This window comes from Candidatus Zymogenaceae bacterium (assembly GCA_016931225.1).
In the GTDB taxonomy this organism is placed as follows: domain Bacteria; phylum Desulfobacterota; class Zymogenia; order Zymogenales; family Zymogenaceae; genus JAFGFE01.
This window is the reverse complement of the sequence record JAFGFE010000003.1, coordinates 33,619-58,354: the sequence shown is the minus strand read 5'-3', so window position 1 is coordinate 58,354 and position 24,736 is coordinate 33,619. Positions and strand designations below refer to the sequence as shown.

At 56.6% G+C, this 24,736-nt stretch carries 18 protein-coding genes; 9 read left to right on the top strand and 9 right to left on the bottom strand.

All coding sequences use genetic code 11. The features are described 5' to 3' along the window. Window positions 1–67: 67 nt before the first annotated feature. The 6 genes from JW885_00930 to JW885_00905 form a co-directional block, all read right to left on the bottom strand. Window positions 68–1,252 carry an MFS transporter gene (locus JW885_00930; GenBank protein MBN1880708.1) on the bottom strand — a complete coding sequence of 395 codons (1,185 nt, stop codon included), beginning with the start codon at window positions 1,250–1,252 and terminating at the stop codon, window positions 68–70. A gap of 726 nt (window positions 1,253–1,978) precedes the next feature. Next, on the bottom strand, window positions 1,979–2,695 hold the full coding sequence (locus JW885_00925; protein MBN1880707.1) for a hypothetical protein: 717 nt from the start codon (window positions 2,693–2,695) through the stop codon (window positions 1,979–1,981). A gap of 169 nt (window positions 2,696–2,864) precedes the next feature. Next, window positions 2,865–3,107 carry a MoaD/ThiS family protein gene (locus JW885_00920; protein MBN1880706.1) on the bottom strand — a complete coding sequence of 81 codons (243 nt, stop codon included), beginning with the start codon at window positions 3,105–3,107 and terminating at the stop codon, window positions 2,865–2,867. 66 nt (window positions 3,108–3,173) lie between these two features. Continuing rightward, a complete protein-coding gene (locus tag JW885_00915; protein MBN1880705.1) occupies window positions 3,174–3,578 on the bottom strand; it encodes a hypothetical protein in 405 nt (134 codons plus the stop codon). Window positions 3,579–3,661: 83 nt separating this feature from the next. Further along, complete coding sequence (locus JW885_00910) at window positions 3,662–5,854, bottom strand: penicillin acylase family protein (GenBank protein ID MBN1880704.1); 2,193 nt, start codon at window positions 5,852–5,854, stop codon at window positions 3,662–3,664. A 212-nt stretch (window positions 5,855–6,066) separates the two neighbouring features. Beyond that, on the bottom strand, window positions 6,067–7,548 hold the full coding sequence (locus tag JW885_00905; protein ID MBN1880703.1) for a PAS domain S-box protein: 1,482 nt from the start codon (window positions 7,546–7,548) through the stop codon (window positions 6,067–6,069). 354 nt (window positions 7,549–7,902) lie between these two features. Between JW885_00905 and JW885_00900 the strand changes: the two genes are divergently transcribed. Continuing rightward, complete coding sequence (locus JW885_00900; GenBank protein MBN1880702.1) at window positions 7,903–9,102, top strand: (Fe-S)-binding protein; 1,200 nt, start codon at window positions 7,903–7,905, stop codon at window positions 9,100–9,102. A 109-nt stretch (window positions 9,103–9,211) separates the two neighbouring features. Here JW885_00900 and JW885_00895 read toward each other — a convergent pair whose 3' ends face one another. The 3 genes from JW885_00895 to JW885_00885 form a co-directional block, all read right to left on the bottom strand. After that, window positions 9,212–12,352: a hypothetical protein gene (locus tag JW885_00895; GenBank protein ID MBN1880701.1), complete on the bottom strand. Its 3,141-nt coding sequence runs from the start codon at window positions 12,350–12,352 to the stop codon at window positions 9,212–9,214. Between the two features lie 65 nt (window positions 12,353–12,417). Then, window positions 12,418–14,319 carry a potassium transporter TrkA gene (locus JW885_00890; protein MBN1880700.1) on the bottom strand — a complete coding sequence of 634 codons (1,902 nt, stop codon included), beginning with the start codon at window positions 14,317–14,319 and terminating at the stop codon, window positions 12,418–12,420. Between the two features lie 111 nt (window positions 14,320–14,430). Next, window positions 14,431–15,792, bottom strand: a complete 1,362-nt coding sequence (locus tag JW885_00885; GenBank protein MBN1880699.1) for an MFS transporter — start codon at window positions 15,790–15,792, stop codon at window positions 14,431–14,433. A 312-nt stretch (window positions 15,793–16,104) separates the two neighbouring features. Between JW885_00885 and JW885_00880 the strand changes: the two genes are divergently transcribed. The 8 genes from JW885_00880 (at window position 16,105) to JW885_00845 (ending at window position 24,732) form a co-directional block, all read left to right on the top strand. After that, window positions 16,105–16,419 (top strand): hypothetical protein, encoded by a 315-nt coding sequence (locus JW885_00880; protein MBN1880698.1) that lies wholly within the window; start codon window positions 16,105–16,107, stop codon window positions 16,417–16,419. Continuing rightward, entirely contained in the window at window positions 16,416–18,461 is a 2,046-nt protein-coding gene (locus JW885_00875; protein MBN1880697.1) for a V-type ATP synthase subunit I, read from the top strand. The genes JW885_00880 and JW885_00875 overlap by 4 nt, the downstream gene beginning before the upstream one ends. 130 nt (window positions 18,462–18,591) lie before the next feature. After that, window positions 18,592–19,071, top strand: a complete 480-nt coding sequence (locus tag JW885_00870; GenBank protein ID MBN1880696.1) for a V-type ATP synthase subunit K — start codon at window positions 18,592–18,594, stop codon at window positions 19,069–19,071. An 82-nt stretch (window positions 19,072–19,153) separates the two neighbouring features. Further along, window positions 19,154–19,765 carry a V-type ATP synthase subunit E gene (locus JW885_00865; GenBank protein ID MBN1880695.1) on the top strand — a complete coding sequence of 204 codons (612 nt, stop codon included), beginning with the start codon at window positions 19,154–19,156 and terminating at the stop codon, window positions 19,763–19,765. Between the two features lie 196 nt (window positions 19,766–19,961). After that, the gene (locus JW885_00860; protein ID MBN1880694.1) at window positions 19,962–21,116 is read left to right on the top strand and encodes a V-type ATPase subunit; all 1,155 of its coding nucleotides are present in this window, start codon (window positions 19,962–19,964) and stop codon (window positions 21,114–21,116) included. Then, on the top strand, window positions 21,103–21,432 hold the full coding sequence (locus tag JW885_00855) for a V-type ATP synthase subunit F (protein ID MBN1880693.1): 330 nt from the start codon (window positions 21,103–21,105) through the stop codon (window positions 21,430–21,432). The genes JW885_00860 and JW885_00855 overlap by 14 nt, the downstream gene beginning before the upstream one ends. 94 nt (window positions 21,433–21,526) lie before the next feature. Further along, window positions 21,527–23,311, top strand: a complete 1,785-nt coding sequence (locus JW885_00850; GenBank protein MBN1880692.1) for a V-type ATP synthase subunit A — start codon at window positions 21,527–21,529, stop codon at window positions 23,309–23,311. Window positions 23,312–23,334: 23 nt separating this feature from the next. After that, window positions 23,335–24,732, top strand: coding sequence for a V-type ATP synthase subunit B (locus JW885_00845; protein ID MBN1880691.1), 1,398 nt, complete (start codon window positions 23,335–23,337; stop codon window positions 24,730–24,732). Window positions 24,733–24,736 lie beyond the last annotated feature (4 nt).

Sequence of the window (24,736 nt, the reverse complement as noted above, 5' to 3'; positions counted from 1 at the left end):
TCGTGTGAATCCCATCAATGTAAAATCAAGACACGGCGCATTGATGCGACGGGCGGTCCGGTTTCGATCATGCCGCCGCCGGCCGCTTCTTGAAAATAAACGGTATCAGCGGTAAAGCGATAAGGTTGATAAGGGCGAAGACGATGAACGTCCAGCGGAATCCCACGGTATCCATCAGCGCCCCGGCGATGGGCTGACCCAGGCCGATGCCGAAGTTGCCCAGGGCCATGAATATGGCGAACATCGTGGCCGCGATGCGGGGGTCGGCGAAGTCCATCCCCAACGTGAAATAGACCGCCTCGTAATATCCGAAGGCGAATCCGAAGATCACGGTCAGGATGTACGCCGCCGTCGGGGCGTTGATGGCCGCCAGGGCGGCGACGATGACGCTGGTGGTAATCAGTGCGACGTAGACGGACCTCCTATGCCCCAGCCGGTCGATAAGGCCGCTCCCCGCGAGGGCACCGGCCGCCATGCCGATGCCGATGAGCGACGTGATGGTGCCGACGTTCCAGAGGTTCATGGAGATCCCCTCATTTACGAACGCCCCCACCACGCTCTCGACGCTGTACACCACCAGGGGATAGACAAATCCAAGGATCATGAACAGGATCACCGGCAGCTTCAGAAAGGACCTGAAGGCTGATTTATCGAACTCGATTTCCGTTGTCCGCTCGACCTCGGGCGGCACGATGAACACGAAGATCAGGGGGAGAACCGAAAAGATGCCGATGACGTAGAAGACCCAGGGCCACCCCAGGCGATGGGCGATGTATCCGATGGCGATTCCCGCAAGCACGGCGCCCACGGCCCGTCCCCCCACCATCAGGCCCTGGACGTAGCCCCGGTGATCCTCCGGGGTAATATCGATGCAGTAGCCGTCGGTGGCGGTGTCGAATATGGACATGCCCAGGGCCGCCAGAAAAAGAACGACGATAAACACCGGCATGTGCGTCACCGGGGAGATAAAGGGGATGGCGAAGATGGCCGCCGCCTCCATGATGATGCCGATGACCACCAGCGGCTTGCGGTGCCCCATGCCGAAGAGGTTCACCCCGTCGCTGAAGATGCCCACGAATATCTTTATGATGAAGGGGATGATGATCACCGCGTTGATCAGGCCGATCTCGGTGAAAGATTTTTCAAAGGACCTGAGGTAGAGAATATTGAAGATGATGAAGTAGGTGGTCAGGATACCCTCCAGGGTATAGACCAGTCCGTAAAACAGGCTCAGAGGCACTTTATTTTCCATGACTTCGGTTCCCCCGTATATTTTTGTATGATCTCTTTATATATCCGTATGCTGGTTTCTTGTTATCACGGGCGGGATGCGGGGTCAAGGGGTTTTTAAAGGAACGATGAAAAGCCCCCCGAAGGGGGGTACCCGGGGGGCTTGTTTGGAAGCGGGTGATCGTGGGGAAAATGGGTCATCGTGTTTTTCTATGGAAGAACAATACCGCCGGGCGGCCCGGCCTCGGTGTCAATGAGTGGAGACACATACGGAAGATAAAAAAAGGGGGGCGCTGTCGCATCACGCGACGGCGCCCCCACTGTTTTCACCCTGTCCGCCAATGCGGTTAATTGGGATTGATTGTGCCTCCATAATTGGTCGTATCGATCGAGTTCTCCATGGTGCCGTACGCGGCGCCGGGCGCATTCCCCGACCACACATCGGAAGCTCCACTGTTGAGAGGCGTGAACGAACTGCCGGTCCATTCCACGTAACTGCCGGCGGCGCCGTCATCCAGGTACAACATATATCGGACTGCAGCGCCGTCGATCGTCCCACTGTTATTCTGAATATTGACACAGTGAAACGACGGGATAGGAGACGGTGTGCCGTGTATTCTTTCGTGTATAAGGAGGGACCGAATGGAAGGATAATGGTGGTTCGCCCTGCAAAGGGCGAAAAAACACGCCCTCCGATCGAATGCAGGATCGGAGGGCGCGGATGGTGTCGTTTTTCAGACGGCGTTCGTCAGTTCTTCTTGAACCAGAGCTGGTAGAGGGGCACGAAGAAGAAGAACACGAACGCAAGGCCCATGATGCTGCCGGTGACGACGCTGACGGCGGCGAAGCCCGGGGCCAGCTTGCCGAGCCACCACGAGGCGACATCAAAAACGATGGCGCCGTAGGCGGCGAAAATCAATATGATCTTCCATCTATCCTTCACCGTCGTCATGAGAAAGATAAGAGACAGCCCCAGGAACATCAGGGCGTGGGTGATCAGGTGGGTGTGGGAGAGACCCCCAAGCGTGATGAAGTCGAGCCCCGTGTTGACCGTAGTGTAGGCCGTCACCTCCTCAAAGCTGGTCAGGGGGGATGACGACTCGCTGCCTCCCGAGGAATGGCACGATATGCAGCTCCTCTTGAAGATCGGCGCCACGTCCTTTTCGTACCCGATCCGGTCGGCGCCGTCGTCTATCCAACCGATCACCGTCTCGATCTCATCTTCACTCGCGTAATAGGGCTTCATGGAGCCCATGCTGATGGTCTCCAGTACGGTGCTTTCCCGGTCGCCGTAGTAGGTGACGACGACATCCTTCATCGTGAAGGCCGGCTTCCCGTCGGCGTCCTTGTGGCCGATATATACGGTGAATACCGCCGCCAGATAGCCCAGCCCCAGTGTCAGAATAAACAGAGTCAACAGAATCTTGGCGGGGAGTTCAAGCTTGGAAAGCGGTTTGTCAAACATCAGAAATTCCTCCTCGTAAAAACATGATGTGATGCGATGCGTATGCTACCTGTTTTTTTCGCCGAATGCAACGAAAAAGAATGAAGCATCACTTCACGCTTCATGCTTGAGCGCCCGTTCACGCCGTGCCGGGGAACGGGCGCCCGTCATCCATCGGCAGGGGATATCCCTAACCGCCGCCCACCACGTGGAGCAGCTTTATCTCGTCTCCGTCGGAAAGCCTGCGGCCGGGCGGCACCTTTTCACCCTCGATCATGGGTATGATCGGAACACCGGCGCCCAGGGCGCCGGATTTCCTTAAGACCTTTCTGAGCTTCGTCCCTTCGGGGACCCGATATTCGCCCCCGGTCACGCTCTGTGCCACGATGCCGTAGGGCTTGACGGTGACGGTGATGGTTTTTCTGTTGAACATACGATCCCCGCTGTTTGTGCCGATACATAATGGATGACCGCAGGTCGCTTTCAGGCGAATCTGAAACTATCGTGGACTTCCCTCGGGCCAGACCCCCCTGACGCCCTCCCAGGCGGCGTCATCCGGTCGCGTGCCGGCGCCGAAGGTGCCGGTGAAGGCATCAAGGGTCTCATTGATATAGATGACTCCCATGCCGCTTCCCGTGGGGCCCTCCCAGGAGAACTCAAGGCGATTGCCGATGACCACACCCCTGAAGCTGCTGAACCGGGTGGGTGAGGGGAAATAGCCGTCGGCGGCGCAGCCGTTTTGCTCGATGGTCAGGGGGCCCTGGGTGGTGTTCCAGGTCCCGGTGAAATCCGAGCAGGAGGGCGCCGCTGGGGGCGGGGCGCTGGCGCATCCAAAGGCCGTGAGAAGAAAGAGCACGGCGCCGAAGAGTGCGGCGTATCTCATGATTCTCTGTGTATGTTTCATCTCGGTTTCCTCGTTTTTTGGGTGATCGAATCCGACCTATTCAGTATATACCACACCCATATCGCTGACAAGGTCAAAGGGCCTCAGTCCCCGTTCTCAAATCGATGGACGGTGTATGTGCCGTTGTAGTATTCCCGGACGCCGGTGGTGTAAAATCCCGAAAATCGCCTGTCCGACGGTCCGCCGGGGATGTTGCTGTGGATGGCGTTTTCGCCCATGTTGCAGATGACCCGATAGGACGGCATGAAGGTGGTCTTGCGTCCCGCTTCGGTGAATATCTGCCCCTGGGGGATGGTGGCGCGGCTGCCGATGAGGGGAACCGGGCCGTAGTCGAACCCGAGAAATTTCGGAAGCTTGCCGCCGAAGAAGAGGTTTGTCATGACGATGGAATGAACCTTTCGGTACGGCACCGCCTTTTTCGACAATCCGCGGGTCACCGCCTCCCGAAAAATCTCCTCGCGGCTCTTTTCTCCGAACCAGAGGGAGCGCTCTTTCATGAGGACGTCGTCGAAAAAGCCGTAAAAATCGTTGAAGAGGCCGGTCTCGGTCAGGGCGAAATCAATCACCCCCGCCCCCAGGTTCATCTCGCCGAATACCAGACGGATCAGCTCCTCGTAGACACGCTCGAACAGCACAGCGCCGAGGGAATCCGGGTCGTATTTCAGATCCCAGTTTTTGAGGATGCGCCCGTTCTCCGTCTCGGGAAGCAGGGGCCGGATGACCTTCATGAACCGCTCAGCCTGAACGGAGTAGGTGTCGTAGTGCATCCGCTTCATGTCGTCTACGGTGAGGGAATCATTGGCGGCCAAGATCGCCGCGATACGATCGGCACGGTAGGAGCCCATGGGCAGATTCTGGGGTTTGACCTTTCCCAGGTGGTTGACGTCCTCGTTGGCGTTGTGGACATACCCCTTTTTCGGGTTGTACAGCTGGGGGTACTCTTTGGCGCTTATGATACCCTGCCAGTGATTCTTTTTATCCCAGGCCTCCAGGGGGAGCAGGCCCGAGGCGCCCTTCGCCTTTTTGGGGAACGCGCCGCACATCTGGTAGCCGATGTTTCCCTCGGTGTCCGCCACCGCCCAGTTGAAGGCGGAAAACGTCAGGTCCCTGTAAATATCCATCGCCTCGGAGACGGTTCGCACCGCCGGCAGTTCCAAAAGCCGGTTCAACGACTCGGCGATGCAGCCCTTGCGGGCCGACCAGGCGAAGGTCAGATAAAAGCCGTCTTCGGTGGGTTCGCCCTCCAAGAGTCCCAGGTCGGTTTCGTAGTATGAGATCGTTATCGGGTCCTTCTTCTTCGGGATGATGGTCTCCTTTCTCACCGTGAAATCCACCCATTCGTCCCCCCGGCGGTATTTTCCGTCCTTGACCTCCTCGATGAAGTAGTCGATGACGTCCACGAAGGAATAGGTGCCCGTCCAGGCGATATGCCGACACCGGCCCATGGAGATAAACGGCGCCCCGGGGAGCGTCACCCCGACGCCGAAGACCTCCGGTGAATCCAGCATGGCCTCGTACCAGACCGAGGGGAGGCGGTTGGACTCCAGGTGCGGATCCCCGCAGAGTATGGCGGCTCCATCGGCTGTCTTGCTCGGGCTGACGGCCCAGTTGTTGCTGGCGTGAAAGGATGTTGCGGCCCTCAGCCATTCGATTCCGTCCGGGATGTAGGGGCCGTCGAGCTTCACCTTTTTTATCAACTCCAGGCGTTCGGGTGTGAGGGTGTCCGTCATATAGGGGAACAACTCCTGGAGCTTTTTATAATCGATCCCATTTTGCAGCATCTGTATGATGAGCTTTTCCGTGGTGCCCTGACTCTGGGTCAGTCCCACGAATCCGATGATCCGGCCGATCAGGATGATATCCCGCACCGTCCAGGGATCGGGCCGAAAGCCGACCATACGAAAACCCAGGGGTCGGGGCGTCCGTTCCACGGCGTTGTTGACCCCCCGGCAGTAGTCGTGCAGGGTTTGGAGGACCTCGGGGGTGAGCTTTTCGATCTCACTGTCGGCGTCTCCCACGAGGTCGACCCACCGGAAATACCGGTCGACGGCAACCAGCTCGTCGGAGCCCTCCAGACATTCGCTGGCGCGTCCCGTTCCGATGAGCTTGGTCAGCCAGAGCTGCACCTGTCGGTCATACCCGTGCATGTAGCCCAGGGCGTAGTATGCATCCCGGCTGTTCTTCGCCTCGATTTTGGGGTATCCCCCCTCCATACGGGTGATGGTGACATTGTCCACGATTCCGGGCAACGTTACCGGTGCGTTCTTGATTTTCATGTCTGTCCTCTAAATAAAAAATAAATACTCACTATGGAATCACACATCATACTATCCATCAGTATTCACGGTCGGTTCGGCGCCGTTCAATAACGTACCCATAAAAAATGGGTCATGCAACGTGTTGTGTAATGATGTATCATCGGTCGGTGTGGTGTGCGATCGAATGTGCACAGGGAACTGCTTACGATCAGGTCGTTTTTTCTTGCTCATCATACCTTCTCAACGATGTCGGGGAACCGCCGGACCGCCGGCAGCGTCACGGTAAAGGTCGTGCCCTTACCCTCTTTGCTTTTAACGTCGATGCCGCCGCCGTGTTCATACACGATGGTATGGGCGATCGACAGGCCCATGCCGGTCCCCTTGCCCGGGGATTTTGTGGTGAAAAAGGGATCGAACAATTTTGAGATGTGGTCCTTTGGAATGCCCGGACCGTCGTCCTCGAATTCCATGATGATGGCGTTGTCGGACATGGATGTCCTGATGGTGAGTGTGCCCTCTTTCCTTTTTTCAAGGGCCTCCACGGCGTTTTTGATGAAGACGAACAGAACCTGGTGAAACCGGAATGGATCCACGCTTGCGCCCGGAATATTCCGGGACAAATCGAGGTCGAGACGAATGTTTTTGGTTTCCAGGGTGTCTTCCCACATGACGAGGGTGCGGTCGATGGCGTCGTTGACGTCGATGATGAAACCGGTCTGTGTCTCTCCCGTGGCGAACGTCTGCATCTCCCTGATGATCCGTGCGCATCGGTCCGATTCCCGCTTGAATATCTTGCAGCAGCGATCGACGAGGTCGTCGGTCCGCTCCTCCTCGAGGAGTATATCCGCGGCGCCGATGATGGCCGCCAGGGGGTTTTTCAGCTCGTGGGCGACGCCGGACACCATGATGCTCAGGCTCTCCAGCTTGTCGGCCTGAAAGAGCTTGAATTCAAGGCGTCGCCGTTCGGTGATGTCTCGAAAGGAGCAGAGCACCGCATTCGTGTTTTCCCACATAAAGGACGACGCACCCGCCTCCACCTCGAAAATCTCTCCGCTTCTGGTGACGGCCCTAAATTCCATGACCACGGGGCTGGTTGAACCCTGGGTGGTCAGGTCCACCATGCGGCTGAATCGGTTTCGATCGTCGGAATGGATGAAGTCGAGATAGTGCCGGGTGATGATTTCATCCGTCGTGTAGCCCAGAAGTCCGGCAAGCTGGTGGTTGCAGAAGACCAGCCGGGGACCCTGGATGACGGCGATGCCGTCCTCGGTTGTCTCCACCAGCGCCCGGTATCGATCCTCATTCTCGGCGAGACTCCGGGCCGTCCGCATGCGTTCTATGGCATATCGCAGCGAGCGAATCAAGAGCATCCGTTCAATCTGCCCCTTAAAGAGGTAGTCCTGGGCGCCCTTGGTCACCGCAGAGAGGGCGAGCTCCTCGTCTTCGATGCCGGAATAGATCACCACCGGCAGGAACAATCTGTTCTCCCTGACTTTTTCGAGGGTTTCTATGCCGGCGCTGTCTGGGAGGTTCAGGTCAAGGATCACCACGTCCACATGCCGATCATCCAGTATGGAAAGACCCTCGGAAAGAGATGATGCGCACAGGAATTCGAATGATTCTCGGATGGATTCGCTCAGCATGTCGGCGATTTCAAGCTGGTGAAACGTGCTGTCCTCGATGAGCAATACGTATATCGGTGATTGGGGCATGTTTTCCCGATCGTGTGATATGTACAGGGAAGAAGGTCTTATATATTATACAGCCGTGATAAAGTCTACCTATAACATAAAAAAAGCCGTAAGGCAATCATACGGTTTTTATAACATATGCACGATGCAGTCGACCACTCGGGCGACGGGCAAATGACACCGTTCTCCGGTAGGCGGTGGACATATTGATGTGAAAACTCTGGATGATTGACATCGGAGAGAATAACGGCTATTCTTGATGCATCCGGATGTCCGGGCGCCGTATGCTGCATCAGGGATCCGGCCCTGTGAAGGAGGACGGCGAGGCCACAGGGAGCCGATATTTTTCACGGCAAAAGGAAAGGGGAGTGACGCATGACGATGGATTTCCACCCCGATAAGTGCACGCTCTGCGGTGAGTGTTTTCACCGGTGTCCGGTCATGGAACTGCCGCTTGATCGTTCCATATCGGAGATGAAGAAACTTTTGGACGGAAAAGACGCAAAAACCGTGCTGCGACGCTGCGAAAGCTGCATGTATTGCAACCAAATCTGTCCCGAGGGGGTGAATCCGGCGCACCTCATCATGAACAGGTGGTACGAGATGTATTCCGACGAGGGACTGCCCCTTCGGGCCGAATACTACCTTCCCCTGAGTCGAAAGAATTTCCGCACCTATGTGCTGGACCGACTGCCCGAGGATGAAAAGGCATTGGTGGAATCCTGGAAGGACGAAACGCCGACGGACGAGATATTCTATCCCGGGTGCAACTGGATTACCGTGCCGTACCTGAGCAGAACGAAACTGCTTTCGGGGATGGAAATTCGCGGGTCCCTGGACGTTTGCTGCGGGGAGATGTATTTTCGCATGGGACATTTCGACGAGCTCCGCCAGGTTGCCGCCCGGCTGACCGCCCATTACGAAAAAATGGGTATAAAACGCATGATCATCCCCTGCACGGCGGGGTACAACCTCTTTACCAATATCCTCCCCAAATTCGGCGCCCGCTTCTCGTTTGAGGTGAAACACTTTCTGCCGATACTGTACGAGCGCATCGTGTCCGGTGAGCTGACTGTGGAAAGACCGCTGGGCATCACGGCGACGATTCAGGAGTCGTGTCATGCCAAGTTCCTGGGGGAGGAGTTCATGGACATTCCCAGGAAGCTCCTGAGTGAAATCGGGGTCGAGGTGGTGGAGATGGAAAAATCAAAAGACCGGGCGCTGTGCTGTGGCATCGGCGGGGGATTTTCCCATCCATCGGCGTATCATCCCTTTGACGTCCTGAAATCGACGATTACCGCGATCATGACCGCCCGTCGCGCTCGCACAGACATCGTGGCCACCTACTGCGCCGGATGCATGCAGACCTACGGCACCGGGCGGCTCGGCTTCCCGCTGTTTCGGGTTCCCACCTATCACATCATGGAGCTGGTGCAGATGGCATTGGGCGAAGAACCGCTTCGCAGAAACAAAAAGCGCGCCCGCACCATGTTTTTCGGCATCATGCGAAACCAAATGCCCATGCTTCTCAGTCGACGGCGATTTCGATCCGATACCATAGAGACGACCTTTTGACGGCGACAAAGAGCAGGGATGTCGCCCGGGGGTGCCGCGTGCGGCGCCGGTGTCTTTTCGACGCCGACCCGTCGGGCGCACAGGGGGGTGTCCGGATCGCCGCGACATGCTACATGTCGTGAAAGTCTATCCTCGGATGTCCCAGGATTCCGGATATCAGCGGGGTGCCCAGGAGGTTTTCGGCGGTGTTGGAAACGCTGAGGGTGATGCTGTTTTCGCCCGTTTTCAGGAATTTCGTCACATCCATACTGTACGGCGGCCAGAGGCGGACGCCGGCGGATTCGCCGTTGACGGTTATTTCGACGGTCTCCCGCACGTCTTCCATGTGGAGGACGGCCCGCTTGCCGGCGTAGTGCTTCGAAACGATGAACGTGGTGTGAAAATTGACGGTGCCGCTGTAATTGCCGCTCTTCTCCTCCCCCCAGGTCAGCCCGGAGGGGCGTTCGTCCTGGGAGGTGATGACATCTCCCGATACGATGAAATCTCCGGTGATGACCACCGGTTCAATCCAGTGCACGGTGGGGGGGAGGGTGGGAAACGATACCTGTTTGGACTTGATCCCGATGCGGTTTTTCCCGTGTCTGAGGAAGCGGGAGATGTCGGAGCGGCGGTTGGACCGATCCCAGAGGAAAAATTCCTGGGATTTATCGCTGATGAGGGTGCCGTTGACATAGATCTCCATCAACTCCTTCTGGTCTTCCCATATCAGGTGCGTTTTGGGGGGTATGATCCCCACGAAGAAATTCGCCTCTATCTCGTATTCGGCGCCCTCGGGGGGCATGGAATCCACCAGCGGGAGGCCCATGTACCTCACCGCTTCCTTGATAACGTCGAATCTCTGGTATATGCTCATCTTCGACAGGTTGAGGAAGAGAAGGCGTTCCGCAAGATCCGCCATGACGAAGTCTTTCTCCATCGATTCAAAGGGTCGATACCGAATCTTCCTCCTGAGGCCAAAAAACGGGCTTATAGCCTCCACCGCAATCCTGATTGCGGTGATGATGATTTTCGACGGAAGGGGAATGATGGTGTCCTTCCACAGGGTTTTGATGTTTGGGAATCGGACGGGCCGTGATGTTTTTATAATGCGCCAGTTTTCGATGCGGAACATGTTGTCCTGAAGCGGCGTGATTTCCCACCTCCTGCTGAGAAATATCCGCCCGACGGGATTCTTCAGCCGTGACGGCCAGCCGACCTGTGCGCTCGTCATGCTGTTGTGTATGACGTAAATCCGGGATTCGCCGGGAGAAAACGCCGCATTCAGCCTGACGCCCCGTTCAACAACCTCGAAACGATTCACGCCGAACCGCTCACCCCGCTCGGGATCCCAGATTTCAAGGTTTCCCTCCCCCCTGAGCACCAGTTCTCCGAAAAACGGAGTGTCGCCCAGATACGTCATGAAATAAATCCGGGCTTTATCGTATAGGCGGCACTGTACGACGAATTTGTCGGAATTCTCGCCGATGATGGAGATATCCGGACGCACGGTTTTTTTCAGAATCGGCAAAAGCGCCCGGACATCCTTTGCTCGAATGATGCGCCTGGGGATCAGCGAGCGTTTGGGGTGGGACTTCAGTATTTCCGGGACCACTCCCAACAGGATAACCCGCACGCCGTGCATTTTCGCTCGATTAATGAATACTTCGACAAAATCCGAAAGATACGGGGTGGGAGGAATGATCAGGACGCTGTATCTCCCGTCTCCCAGGTGCGCCATTCCGTCCGACAGGGTCACCTTTCCTTCAAAGATCGCCTCATCGAAGAGGTAATCGAATCCGTACTGATGCGAGACGAGGATATCCGTAATGTCTCTGATCCCCCGACACAACTCTTTGCCTTCAGGGGAGAGTCTGCCGATATACGTGGTGCTCGCCCAGAGGGCGCGGGTGGGGAACAGGACCAGGATCCCGCCCCGCCGCGATCCCGTGGAGGTGATGAGGCTGACCCGGGAGATGTAGTCCGAAAAAACATGAAACTCGTCCCAGTAGGGCTGCTGGTAGAAATGTGACGGGGGAAAATCCCGCTTTCTGAGTCCCATGAGGGAGACGTGTACCGCGTGCGGGAAGAAGAGGTTTATTCCCAGGGCCGCGGCCCAGTCGAGAGATTCCTTGAGGGTTCTCGGACCCACACCCCAGCCGGCCCCTCCCCAGATTTCGCAGGTAGTCCGCGACCGCCCCATCGTCCGGGCCACCGATGCGGCCATCTTCGGATTCACGTTGGGAGCGCCCGAGAGCACCTCGTTTTCCTTCAGGCCGTGGCCCGATCCCAGGTAGTCGGTGCCGGGCATGGATAGGCGGGAAAGGGGGGCGTAGAGGTCTCCGTTGGTGTGAGGGAGTTTCTCAAGAAAATCCTCCTCTCCCAGGTGCCCCGTCAGGTGAAGATCGTGCGTGCGCGTCCAGGCCCTCAGTTTGTCGTAATACGCCTCCCGGCCCATGAGCGTGACGAGACGATAATAGTCATGGCGGATGTCGGCGAAATCGCCGGAGTCCTCGATCAGAGATCCCAGGTGCGGGATCAGATCATAGCCGTATTCTTCCTCGAACCGTCGGGGAAGGTCCGCGGTCCAGGGAAACGGTCGATAGTTCTGGGGCTCGTCGGTAAACACGCCGATGATCGGATTTCCGAAAAACTCACAGAGGTTTTCCTCGAATTCACGATACACGATATTCATGAAATATGCCACGGCGTCGGGGTTGAGTATGTCAAGGGCCCCCCTCCCGATTTCCGAGAACCACGGCGCGGCGTTCAGGGCGAAGGTGGTGTCTGTCATGCGCCGGGCGACCACGGCCATGCTTTTCCCTGTGGGATGTGATGTCGGCCGGAGAAGCCCCGAGCGATCCCGGCCGTATACGCACAGGACGTCTTCGGTGGAGTGGACGTTTCGATATTTCTTGAACACCAGTCCGGATGCGATGTATTCAGGATGATCCCGGACGACTCGGCCCGCCGCGGTGCCGCTGGGCCAGTTGTAATCGTCATACAACCACACCTGCATGCCCAGCTCCCCCGCCCTCCAGATCAAAGATGAGAGCCGCTCCCAGAAGGTCGCGTCGCCGAACTGAACCCGCAGCCCCGTACGGGGATGCATGACCACCGAGTATATCCCGTTTCTGGAGAGCTCCCTGAGGACGTCGCCGGTGATCTCGGGCGACATATCATGGTTGAGAAAAACGAAGGGGGCCGGTGAGTATTCCCTGGGAGGGGTAACGAAGTGGGAAAAAAGGTCTTCTATGAGGTTTTTCTGTTTCATGGGCGCTTAGTCGTTGGTTATCCGGGGTAGTGTATGGGATCTTTGTTGATGTATTTTGTCTCTCATCAGTCTTCGGCAAGAACGATAATCCGATCATCGGCACAGAAGGTGAGGGTCTCCGTTTTCTTCGGATTGACGAAGACGCCGTAGGCGTATTCCGCATCGAATGCCAGATCGGCCAGGCGGTATCCGATGGCCACTTCGTTTTTTCTCCTGGCGGCTTCCAGGACGGTGTAAAAATTGACCGGGTGAGCGGTCTCTACGTAGTCGGCCACGGGCTTTAAATATATTTCCGAGCCGTCCGGATCGAACAGGTCGTCGAACACCCGCTTCAGCTCCCTGTTCTCGGATATCTGAGAGAGCATCAGGCTTATCAGGTTGTCACTGACGATAAAGTCGTCCGCCTTGGCGGTCTCCGCTAATTCGAGATTCTTAATGTCCTGCATTTCGCTGACGATGGAGAGGTGTATTCCGAAACGTTCCTGAATATCTCTGAGGTGAAGCAGTGTCACCAGGGCCTGGGCGTCGGCGGTTTGGGGGGGGAAACGGTCGGTATAGCTGAGCAGCACAATATGGTCGTAGGAGGCCACGTCCAGGCTCTCCAATACCGTGCGGTCCGCGGTATCGCCCCGCCGATATGAGAGGGTGGTGTTTTTCAGGTCGAAATCGCGGAATCGATCCGCGAATTCCCGGTCGGTGATGCCCTCCCGCTCCGCCACGACCATGAGCTCGGAGCCCTGCGCCACATAGTTGTCCATCTCCCGGACGATCAGGGGCGCCCGACGGTTCCACCCCAGCACCAGGGTTCGCTCCGGCCCCGGTGTCTCCGGGACGCCCTCCGTGATGGCCGAAACATCTATCGAAATATCGGCGCCGGTTGAGGGGATGACCGTGTCGTCGTCCTCGGAGATGGCGATGACCATGTCCCCGGGCTTGAGGACGGTATCCATGGGGGGATTTAAGAGGATGCGCCCGTCGCTGAGGCGTATCCCCATTAGGGCCGAGTCCTCGTAGGCGAAAAGCGCCTCTCCGAAGGTTTTGCCGAAGAGGGTCGGCTCCTCCTGGAAGTATATCTCGTCCCCGCTGAAATCGAGAAGCTCCGTGTAGACCGCCGAAAGCCCGGACTGGCGGCACGTCTGCGCCGCAATGCGGGAGATGACCTCGCCGGCGAGCACGAGCTGCACCTCGTCCCCGCCCACCATCCGGGCCACCTCGAGATTGCTCCGATTGCGGATGGGGGCGACGATGTGATAGGGTTCGGTCCTTCGGGCGGCGGTATTCGTCAGGGCGAGGATCGACTTGACGACCTCGATATCTCCGGTCTCGTCGGCGCCGGCCAGAATAATGATGGATCGGGCCTGTTCGATGTTGACGATTTCCAAGTCGTTTCGATCCAGGGGACTGCCGCTGCGGGTGACGATGACCGTGTTTTTCCCTCGTCTGACATTGTCCGAGATTTCGTCGTCCATCTCGATTTTGTCCACATCCGCCAGGATCACGATGCACGTCCGCTTTTGGTTTTCGCCCGCGATGATCAGCTCCGAGAGTATGGTGAACACGTGGTGCGACCATCCCAGGATGACCGTGTGTCCGGTTTCCGCCACGAAAGATCGTCCCTTTCTGAGGTCGGTGAGCTTATCCTCGATGCCCGCAGTCAGGATGCCGATGAGTATGCTGACGGTGAAGATGCCGCTGAGGGTGACCAACAGCATCAGGATCAAGAATGCCCAGTTGCCGGTGTCGCCGGCCATGGTTCCCGGGTCGATGGCGCGCATCATCGTGGCCCAGCCCATTTCCAAAAACCCCCTCCCTTCCGGATCGATACTGGTGAAAAACACCAGGATCGTAAAAAAGAGGATAAGGAGAATGGAAATGATCAGGAGCCATGTGATGGTGGCGACGGCGCCCCGGGCCATGATGTTGTCGAACCGGTAGCGCAATCGATCACCGAATGAAATCCTTGACATACCGAAACGTCCTTTATGTAATCGTGATATAAAAAATCACATTTCTATCGTTTCTCTCTTATATAAAAAAAGGCACAGGCTTTTCGTCCTTATATTTCACGGGAGCATCTCTTATGAGGAGTTTCGCATTTTTGCCATCGCCCGGCTCACTTCGTCGGCTTTTGCTTTCCCCAGGGGGAAGAAAAGCAGGGTGACGAGAGCCAGGGCGAGAAATCCCAGGGGCGCGAACCCGGATATCATACGGATGCCGTTCAGGGCCGTCTCGGTCTGTTCCTGGTTCGCCTCGAATCCGAAGAAGCCGAGGGAGAATCCCACGATCGCCGGGGCCAGGGCGATGGCCAGCTTCAGCATCAGAAAATATATCCCGAAATACATCCCCTCCCGTCGGGTGCCGGTGGAAAGCTCGTCAACATCGATGATTTCGGGCATGATGGCATAGGGAAAGATGAAGTAGGCGCCGCTGCCGAAACCGGCGATTATCATGATGACGTAAATGAACGGGGTTATCCGGGGCGGGTGCAGTGGGAGCAGGGCCATGGCAATGATGAAGACCAGAAGTCCGGCGATGAAGGTCTCCTTCTTCCCGATCTTTCCGCTGAGAAACACCCAGATCGGAATCGAAACAAGGACGAATCCGAGTACGAGGCCCATCATGGTGGTGAAGAAAGGCTCGTTTCCCAGCCAGTACTTCGCGTAGTAGATTATCGATGTGGAAAGGAGCGTATATCCCATGGATGATAACACATACACGGCGGCGAAAATCAAGAAGAGCCTGTTCTTAAAGGTCTCCCTGAGAGACGAGAAGACCGACAGGGTCTTGCTCCGTATAAAATCGGGCCGCTCCCTGACGCCCAGGAAGGTGACGACAAACGCGAGCACGGTGAAGAATCCGAAGATCACCGCCACCCGAACGAACCCGGGCTGCCCCCCGGAGAGCATGCCCACCAGCGGCAGCACCAGGGCGCTGCCGCAGATCCAGCCGATAATCGCGAAGGGCTGGCGAAACGCCTGGAGCTTCGTCCGCTCGTGGGGATCCAGGGATATTTCGGGAAGCAGGGCGTTGAAGGGGACGCCCACCACCGTCGACCCGGTGAAAAACAGGATATAAGTTATTATTAAATATATAAACGTTCCGGTGGATCCCAGTGATGAAAACGGGGTCCACAGTAGGATAAAAGCGATGACATAGGGAAAGGAGCCGAACAGGAGATACGGGCGCCTCCGTCCCCAGCGGCTTCTCGTATGGTCGCTGATCTGGCCCATCATGGGATCGGAGACGGCGTCCCACATTTTGGGCAGAAACATGGCCAGGCCGGCCAGCGCCGGCGAGAGCCCGATTATGTCGGTATAGAAATAGAGCAGAAAGAAGGTGACCGTCGACAGGGGCAGACAGATACCCAGGTCGGCGACGCCGTATGAGAGCTTCGTTTTCAGAGGGACGGGCGATTCTGAACGCTGTGATTCTGCGGACATAGCGATCGTCTCCTTGACATCGTGATTTTATGGCATGAAAAACACAGCGCGTGAAGCAACGCGCATCGAGTGCGGATTGACATGTTAATCTCATCCGGCAGTGCATCATAACACACAGGAGGTAAAGGTGTAAATAGGAGTATATCGAAAAGAAGAAAGAAGGGCCGGGGGGAAAGCATGGTGTGTTCACGACGACGGGATAAAAAAAGTGAATTATTTAAGAAAAATTTTTTTGATTTTTCTTGCATTTTATTTTGTGATGCTATATAAAGTAGAGTTTGATTTTATCAACCTTATGCGGGGATGGATATCATGCTTAATAACATCATCGGTTCCATCAAGAAAGCCGAAGCCTCCAGCGAGCAGCTGATAAAAGAGGCCGAGGCCCGTGCCAGGGCGTCACAGACCGATTTTGAAAAGAAGCGGGAGGATATCCTGGAAAAATCCCGAAAAAAAAATGAAGCGAAGCGGGCGGAGTTGATGGAGCAGGCGAAGAAGGATGCGGCGGCGGCCGAATCCAATATCCTGGAGGAAGCCCAGCAGGAAATCAACAGGATCAGAGCCAGGGCGGACAAGTCCAGAGATGCGGCAGTGAACCTTATTACAGAAAAGATGTTTGACCAGTGAGTATCTCGGATCTATCAAAAGTTCTTTTTGTCATCCACAACCATGAGCGCGAGCCGTTTCTGAAGTTCATTCAAAAGCGGGGAGTTGTGGAAATATCGGAACTCTCCCAACCCGAGGTGAAGGAAGCCTTCGGCGATCTCTTTCGAGCCGATTCCGATCGCCTCAACGACCTGGTGGCGCTCACCTCCCAGATAGACTTCACCCTCCAATTCCTCAAGCCGTACGGCAATAAAAAGTCTTTCATGGCGCCGAAAGAGCAAAAGGGCGTGGAAGACCTGTCTCTGTTGGCGGAACGCTTTCCGACTCGTGACGTCATTGAACGGGCGGGAAGACTCAACCGGGAAATCAACGAGAACAAAAACCAGATTACGAAGCTTGAGTCCACGGCGGATGTCTATCGCCCCTGGCTCTGCATCGATACGCCCATCAGCAGTCTCAGGGAGACGAAACACGTCTATCAGACCCTGTTCATGATCTACAAGACCCCCGCAAGTGAGGTGGAGCGGGTCATGGAGGAGACGGGTAATACCCACGTGCTGACTAGGATCTGTGCCATCGGCGACTATACCTATTTTCACTTCGCCTGTCACCAGGAAGATCGCACCGCGTACGATGAGGCGCTGGCGAAGATAGAGGCCGAAAAGGAGTCCCTGCCGGATGCAGACGGCACGTTTGAGAACCTTGTCAAGGAACTGGAGCGGGAAATAACCGAGCTCACCGCGAGGGGAGAGGAACAGGAGGGAGAGGCCCGGAGTCTCGCCGAAAAGACCGGTGACCTTGAAGCCCTCTATGATCACTATACCATCGAAAAGGAGCGGGAAGAGGTGGCCGAAGAGGTCCGCTCCTCCCGGGATGTGTCGTTCATCGAGGGATGGATGCCAACGAGTGTCGTGGATTCGATGAGGGAGGATGTGACGGGAAGGTTCGACCTGGTTGAAATGATGCCGTTTCCGCCGTCCGAGGACGACAAGCCGCCGATTCTTCTGAAGAACCGACGGATCGTGCGCCCCTACGAGCTCATCACGGAGCTCTACGGCATGCCCGCTCCGGATGGCGTGGACCCCACGCCACTTCTGTTCCCGTTTTTCGTCATATTCTTCGGGCTGTGCCTGACCGATGCGGGATACGGGCTGATTATGCTGGCCCTGATGATTTTCGCCATGATCAAGTTCCGCCACACCCTGGGGAAGACAAAGCTCGTGGGACTGTTGACCATCGGCGCGATCTCCACCATCGTGGCGGGAGCCGCCACCGGCGGCTGGTTCGGCATCTCCATCGTTGAGCCGGTCCATGCCGAGGACGTCACGGCGGCCCTGGCCGCAAATCCCGATGCGACTGTTGCGGTTACCTCACCGCTGAACAACTTCCTCTATCAGCTCAAGCTGTTCGACCCGGTGCAGGATACCATTACCTTCATGCTCATCTGCATCGTGCTGGGGGTGGTCCAGATAAACTTTGGATTGCTCATAAAAATGGTCATGAATCTCAAGCGGAAGAACTTCACCCAGGCCCTGTTCGTGCAGCTCGGGTGGATCATCTTTCTCGACAGCGCCGCGGTGCTCCTGACCCAGTTCATGGCCCCCGGACTCATACCGGCGTGGGGGGTCAAGACTGCAACCATCGCCATTCTCACGGCGGTGGCGGCCATCATCCTCTTTTCTCATCAGGAAGGCAACATCCTGGTGCGCATCCTCTGGGGCGTGTACGCCATATACGGCAGCACCTCGTATATGGGAGACGTGCTCAGCTATCTCAGGCTTCTGGCCCTGGGGCTTGCCACCGGTATCATCGCGGCGGTGGTCAATATCGTCGCCGGTATGGTTGCCAGTATCCCGGTGGTTGGGATTATCGCCGCAATTCTCATCCTGTTGGCGGGGCACGCGTTCAACATCGCCATCAACGCCCTGGGTGCGTTCGTGCATACCACGAGGCTCCAATATGTGGAGTTCTATACGAAGTTTTTCGAGGGCGGGGGGAGACCCTTCCGTCCCTTCGGAATAGAGACGAAATACGTTCTTATAGATGACGAAATGGAGAAATAATGTGACGGGATGTATACATCACCGTGAAAAATCCGCCAACTAAGCGGCGGGGACGGGATGATGACACCCTGCGCGACAAAGCCTTTTTCGGAGAGTTGACATGTTAGAGATCTTGCAGGAAAACATTTTTATGCTCACGGTGCCCGAGCTGGCGCTGCCCATCCTGGGCGCCGCCATCGCCGTGGTATTCGGCGGTTTCGGCTCCGCCATCGGTATCGGCACGGCGGCCCAGGTGGCCAACGGCGTGCTGGCCGAAGACCCGGATAAATTCGGAAACCTCCTCATCCTGGTTGCCCTTCCGGGAACCCAGGGTATATACGGCTTCCTGGGCGCGTTTCTGATTCTGAACCAGATAAACCTGCTCACCGGCGACCCGACCATTCCGGGAATGGCCCAGGCCTGGATGCTCTGTTTTGCGGGGATACCCACGGGGCTCTCCGGATGGATTTCCGGTATCAACCAGGGTAAAGTGTGCGCAACCGGCGTCAGCATGGCAGCCAAGCGACCGGACGCCATGATGCGGGCGGTTATTTACGGCGCCATGGTCGAGACCTATGCGATTCTGGGCCTGTTGATCACCATCCTGATGCTCCAGGGTATCGTCGTCTAACAGCGGTGCGGCGCTCACAGCGGCCGCAACGCAGGGGAACAGAACGGGAAACACCGTCTTGAGAAAAAGATAAGGTGATCGTATGTCCTTAGAGAACATCGTTGAAAAAATACTGTCCGAAGCTGCATCCACCGTAAAGGTGATCGATGGAAAGGCCGAGGAGGATGTCGAAAGGCTCAGGACACGGCTCGACGCCGACCAGCGGGAGTTGGACGAGGACGCTAAAAAAAGGTCGGAGGACGAGGCAGAAGAAATCGTCCGCCGCCAGACCTCTTCGGCCCGGCTCGAGGGGAGAAAGCGCGTGCTCGCCGCCAAGGAGAGCATAATAAACGAGGTATTCGCCGAGGCGAAAGCGAAGCTGCATGGCCTACCCGACGACGAATACCTGAAGCTCCTGTCCGGCCTTGCCGTCAACCATTGTGCCTCCGGCGATGAGATAATCATGCTGTCTCCGTCGGACAACAAGCGCCTCTCAAAGAAGCTGAAGACGTGGACTTCATCGATCAACGCCGCGCTCAAGGAGAAAAAACTTCCCGGCAAGGTCGACGTATCCAATGAGACAAGGAACATCGAGGGAGGCATCGTCCTTTCAAAGGGGAGGACGGAGATAAACCTGAGCCTCGATGTGCTTTTGGGAGAGCTGCGCTACGAGCTGGAGGGGCGGTTGACTGAGATACTCTTTCCGGAATCATAAAAATGTGCGGCGCCCGCCGTTTCGGCGAGGGTGAGTGGAGAAGTCGGGTATGGAGAACGGTGGGTCCTGTGGCGAGGGAAAGAGTGAGAATACCATACGTCGAAGATCGGCGGATGAAGGAATTTGACGGGATTTAACTGAAACACCCGACGGCATGATGGATGCATCGCGCCGTGACACAACGAGAAATAAACCGATGAATCAAATACCGGTACACCCCGCGTTGAAAAAAGACAGGAACCTGGATGTGGCGTTTTTCGGGTCCGTTGGTATGGGGAGCGTCTATCCGGTGGATTTCGACCTGTATCTCCTGTCAGGTCAGTGGAGATGGGGCAGCGACCGGCGATATACCTATGCCGCGGGATACATTAGAACCATCGAGCACCGCATGGTCGCCCATGATCGATTTCTTCGATTAGCGGAGGCGCGGCGGACCGAGGATGTATTCTCCATGCTGGGTGATACCGACTACGCGCAAGCCTACCAGGACGACATAGGCGCAACAGAGGCGGTATACGATATCAACAGTATCCTTTCTAACGAGGAAAAACGGGTGAGAACGCTCGTTGATTCCCTGAGCCAGGATACAGAGGTAACGGACCTCCTTTTCATCCCCTATGATTACTTCAACCTGAAGCTGGCCGTGAAGTCTGTCCATAGAGGGATGGACGCAAAGGAATCCTTCAGCGATCTGGGCACCATCTCTCCCTTGACGATACTCCAAGAGGTTCGAGAACCGGAGAAATCGGGAGACCTCCCCGGGCATCTGAAAGAAGCAGCGATCGCCGCACGTGATGCATATGACGCCGAGAAGCGTCCCGTGGATATAGATTTGGCGGTGGATCGCATTATGTATGAATATCTCATCGGTCGGGCCAAGTCCCTGCGGGAGCTGTTGCTCTATAAGCTTCTGGTTATGGAGGTTGATATCACCAACATCCTGACGTTTTTACGGCTTAAATGGCTTGAAGAGCCCCAGGCTGCGTTTCAGGAGGGTTTTATCGAAGGCGGCGGCATAGACCGTGCTCGATTTCTCGAAGAATACCCCAGGGAAATTGAGGAGGTGGAGACCGATTTCTTCGCTCAAACGGAATACACCGATCTGACCGGTGACGGAATACCCTACCTGAAAAACTCCACCACCTTCTCCCGCCTGGAGGCGCTGATGGACAACGAGATCCTCAGGTTGCTGGACAGGGTGCGGCTCATCAATTTCGGTGTTGAAGTGCTCATAGATTATTTTTATCGAAAGAACATCGAAATAAAGAAACTCAGGACCGTCGTTTTGGGGAAGGAAAACGGCCTTGCGGCTGACGATATAAAGATGAGGTTGGGATATGTCTCAAAATAAGGTGACGGTCATCGGAGATCGCGATTCGGTTTTGGGATTTAAAGCCCTGGGCGTGACGGTCATGACCCCCGGGCCCGGCCGAGTGCGGGAGTCTTTCAACAGGGCCGTCAAGGACGAGGCGGTGGTGATTTTCATCACGGAGCGTTTTGCCGAAGAGGTGCCCGACCTGATCGAAGATGTGGCCCATCGACCCATCCCGTCGGTGGTGACCATCCCCGACGCCGGCGGCAGCCGGGGCATGGGGTTGAAGAAACTGGATGACATCATCGTAACGGCGGTCGGATCCCGGCTTGCCATGGATAACGAGGAAGAATAGCGGCGTGTTCCGCACATCGATTGACAGACAACGGGACGAAGCGGAAAACGACCTGAACGGAAAATAAGGCGAATATACGGTATACGGTGGGTTTATGAAACAGGGAGTCATAACGAAGGTGTCGGGACCGCTCGTGGTGGCCGACAAGATGTCCGGCTCGAAGATGTTCGATGTGGTGAAGGTCAGCGAGGAAGGTCTCATCGGAGAAATCATCGAGCTCCACGGCGACAGCGCGTTTATTCAGGTCTATGAAGAAACCGGCGGCATCGGCCCCGGCGACCCGGTGTATCCAACCAATATGCCGCTATCGGTGGAACTGGGCCCCGGCCTGGTAACCTCCATCTACGACGGGATTCAGCGCCCACTGGACGTCATCAAGGAAAAGGCGGGGGATTACATCACCCGGGGCGTGGAGGCCCTGGCGCTGGATCGTGACAAGGTCTGGGATTTCGTCGCGTTGAAGTCCAAGGGTGATGAGGTGGAGGAGGGGGATATCATCGGCGAGGTCAAGGAGACGGTGGCCGTCGTCCACAAGATCATCGTCCCGATCGGCATCTCCGGTAAGATAAAGAAGATCGAGTCGGGCCAGTTCAAGATCGAGGATACGGTCTGCGAGATCGATACCGCGGACGGCACCAAAAAGATGAACATGATCCAAAGATGGCCGGTCCGCCTCTCCCGCCCATACAAGAGAAAAAAGACTCCCACGGAGCTTCTCATTACGGGCCAGAGGGTCGTGGACGCCTTCTTCCCCCTGGCAAAGGGGGGAACGGCGTGCGTGCCGGGTCCCTTCGGAAGCGGAAAGACCGTCATCCAGCATCAGCTGGCGAAGTGGGCCGACGCCGAAGTCATCGTCTATATCGGCTGCGGGGAGCGGGGAAACGAGATGACCGACGTGCTCCAGGAGTTCCCCCATTTAAAAGACCCCAAGACCGGTGAAACCCTCATCAACCGGACGGTGCTTGTGGCAAATACCTCCAACATGCCGGTGGCGGCCCGTGAGGCTTCGGTGTATACCGGCATCACCATCGCAGAGTATTTCAGGGATATGGGATATTCCGTGGCGGTCATGGCGGACTCTACGTCCCGATGGGCCGAGGCCATGCGGGAGATATCCGGACGGCTTGAGGAAATGCCCGGCGAGGAGGGCTATCCGGCGTATCTCGGAACCCGCATCGCAGAGTTCTATGAGCGCTCCGGCCGGGTGATCACCCTCGGCGGCGATAACCGGGAGGGAAGCGTCTCCATCATCGGCGCGGTGTCACCTCCCGGCGGCGACCTGTCGGACCCGGTGGTACAGGCGACGCTGCGGGTGGTCAAGGTATTCTGGAGCCTGGAGGACAAGCTGGCCTTCCAGAGGCATTTCCCGGCCATATCCTGGCTCAACAGCTATTCCCTGTACCATGACAACCTGGAGGAAAGCCTCAGAAAAGAGGTGGCCCAGGACATCGTGGAAAACAGGCAGGAGGCCATGAGAATACTCCAGGAAGAGGCGGAGCTGGCCGAGATAGTCAAGCTCGTGGGCGTCGATTCTCTGTCCACCCAGGACCGGCTGACCCTGGAAACGGCCCGGTCCCTTCGGGAGGACTTCCTCCATCAGAACGCCTTTCACGATGTGGACAGTTACTGTTCATCGAAGAAGATGAATCAGATGATAAAGCTTATCCTGAAACTGCACAATGTATCCACCGAGGCCCTCAACAAGGGGGTTCCCTTTGAAAGCCTTGAAAAGCTCAAGGTCAAGGAAGAGATCGCCCAGATGAAATACATACCGGAGACGAATATCAAGGAACTTGAAAGAATCTCAAACAGCATCGAGGGCGAGGTGGAGACCCAGGTGAAGGTATCCACCGAAGAGGACATCGTGCTCGGATTTTAAGGAGCGAAAACGGGGAACAGTAAATGCAGAAAGAATACCTGACGATAAAGGATGTGTACGGCCCGTTGGTGATCGTTGAAGAGATCGAGGGGGTCAAGTACGAGGAGCTGGTAACGGTGGAGCTGCCGGACGGAAGGCGGCGCACCGGGAAGGTCCTGGAGGTCGATGGAGACCGGGCGATGATCCAGCTCTTTGAGGGCACCTCCGGCGTTGATATCTACAACTCCCGTGTGCGGTTTCTCGGAAGGGGTATCCAGATACCTCTCTCGGAGGATGTTTTGGGACGGGTCTTCGACGGCATGGCGAATCCCATCGACGACGGCCCGCAGATCATCGCCGAAAAGAGGCTGGATATCAACGGCAACCCCATCAATCCATATGCGCGTGACTACCCGGAGGAGTTCATCCAGACCGGTATCTCCGCCATCGACGGATTGAATACCCTGGTTCGGGGGCAGAAGCTCCCAATCTTCTCGGGCTCCGGTCTTCCCCACAACCAGCTTGCGGCGCAGATCGCGCGGCAGTCCAAGGTGCGGGGCAGCGGCGAGCTTTTCGCCGTCGTGTTCGCCGCCATGGGCATCACCTTCGAGGAGGCCAACTACTTCATCAGCGAGTTCAACAAGACCGGCGCCATCGACCGATCGGTGCTCTTTTTGAACCTGGCCGACGACCCGGCCCTGGAGAGGGTGGCGACCCCCCGGATGGCCCTGACCGCCGCCGAGTACCTGGCGTTTGAAAAGGGGATGCACGTACTGGTCATCCTGACCGACATGACCAACTACTGCGAGGCCCTCCGGGAGATCTCCGCCGCCCGAAAGGAGATTCCGGGCAGACGTGGATATCCGGGGTATCTCTATACAGACCTCTCTTCTATTTATGAGAGGGCCGGGAAGATCCAAGGGCGGACCGGGTCCATTACCCAGATCCCGATTCTTACCATGCCTGAGGACGACAAGACGCACCCGATACCGGACCTGACCGGTTACATCACCGAGGGACAGGTTATCCTCTCCCGAGTGCTGCTTCGCAAGAACATAAATCCCCCCATCGACGTGTTGCCGTCTCTCTCCCGCCTGAAAGACAAGGGCATGGGGCCGGGAAAAACCCGGGAAGACCACGCGGACGTCAACAACCAGCTCTTCGCCGCATATGCCAGGGGCAAGGAAGCCCAGGAGCTGGCCGTTATTCTGGGCGAGGCCGCCCTCAGCGATATAGACAAGCTCTTTTTTGACTTCGCCAATACGTTTGAAGATGAGTACGTCTCCCAGGGGGAATATGCGGATCGAAGCATCGAGGAGACCCTTGACTTGGGATGGAAGCTCTTGTCTGTCTTCCCGACGGTGGAGCTCAAGCGTATCCGGCCGGAGTTCCTGAAGAAATACCTGCCCAGGTTCAAGAGCGAGGAGGCCGCCGCCAGCTAAGCGA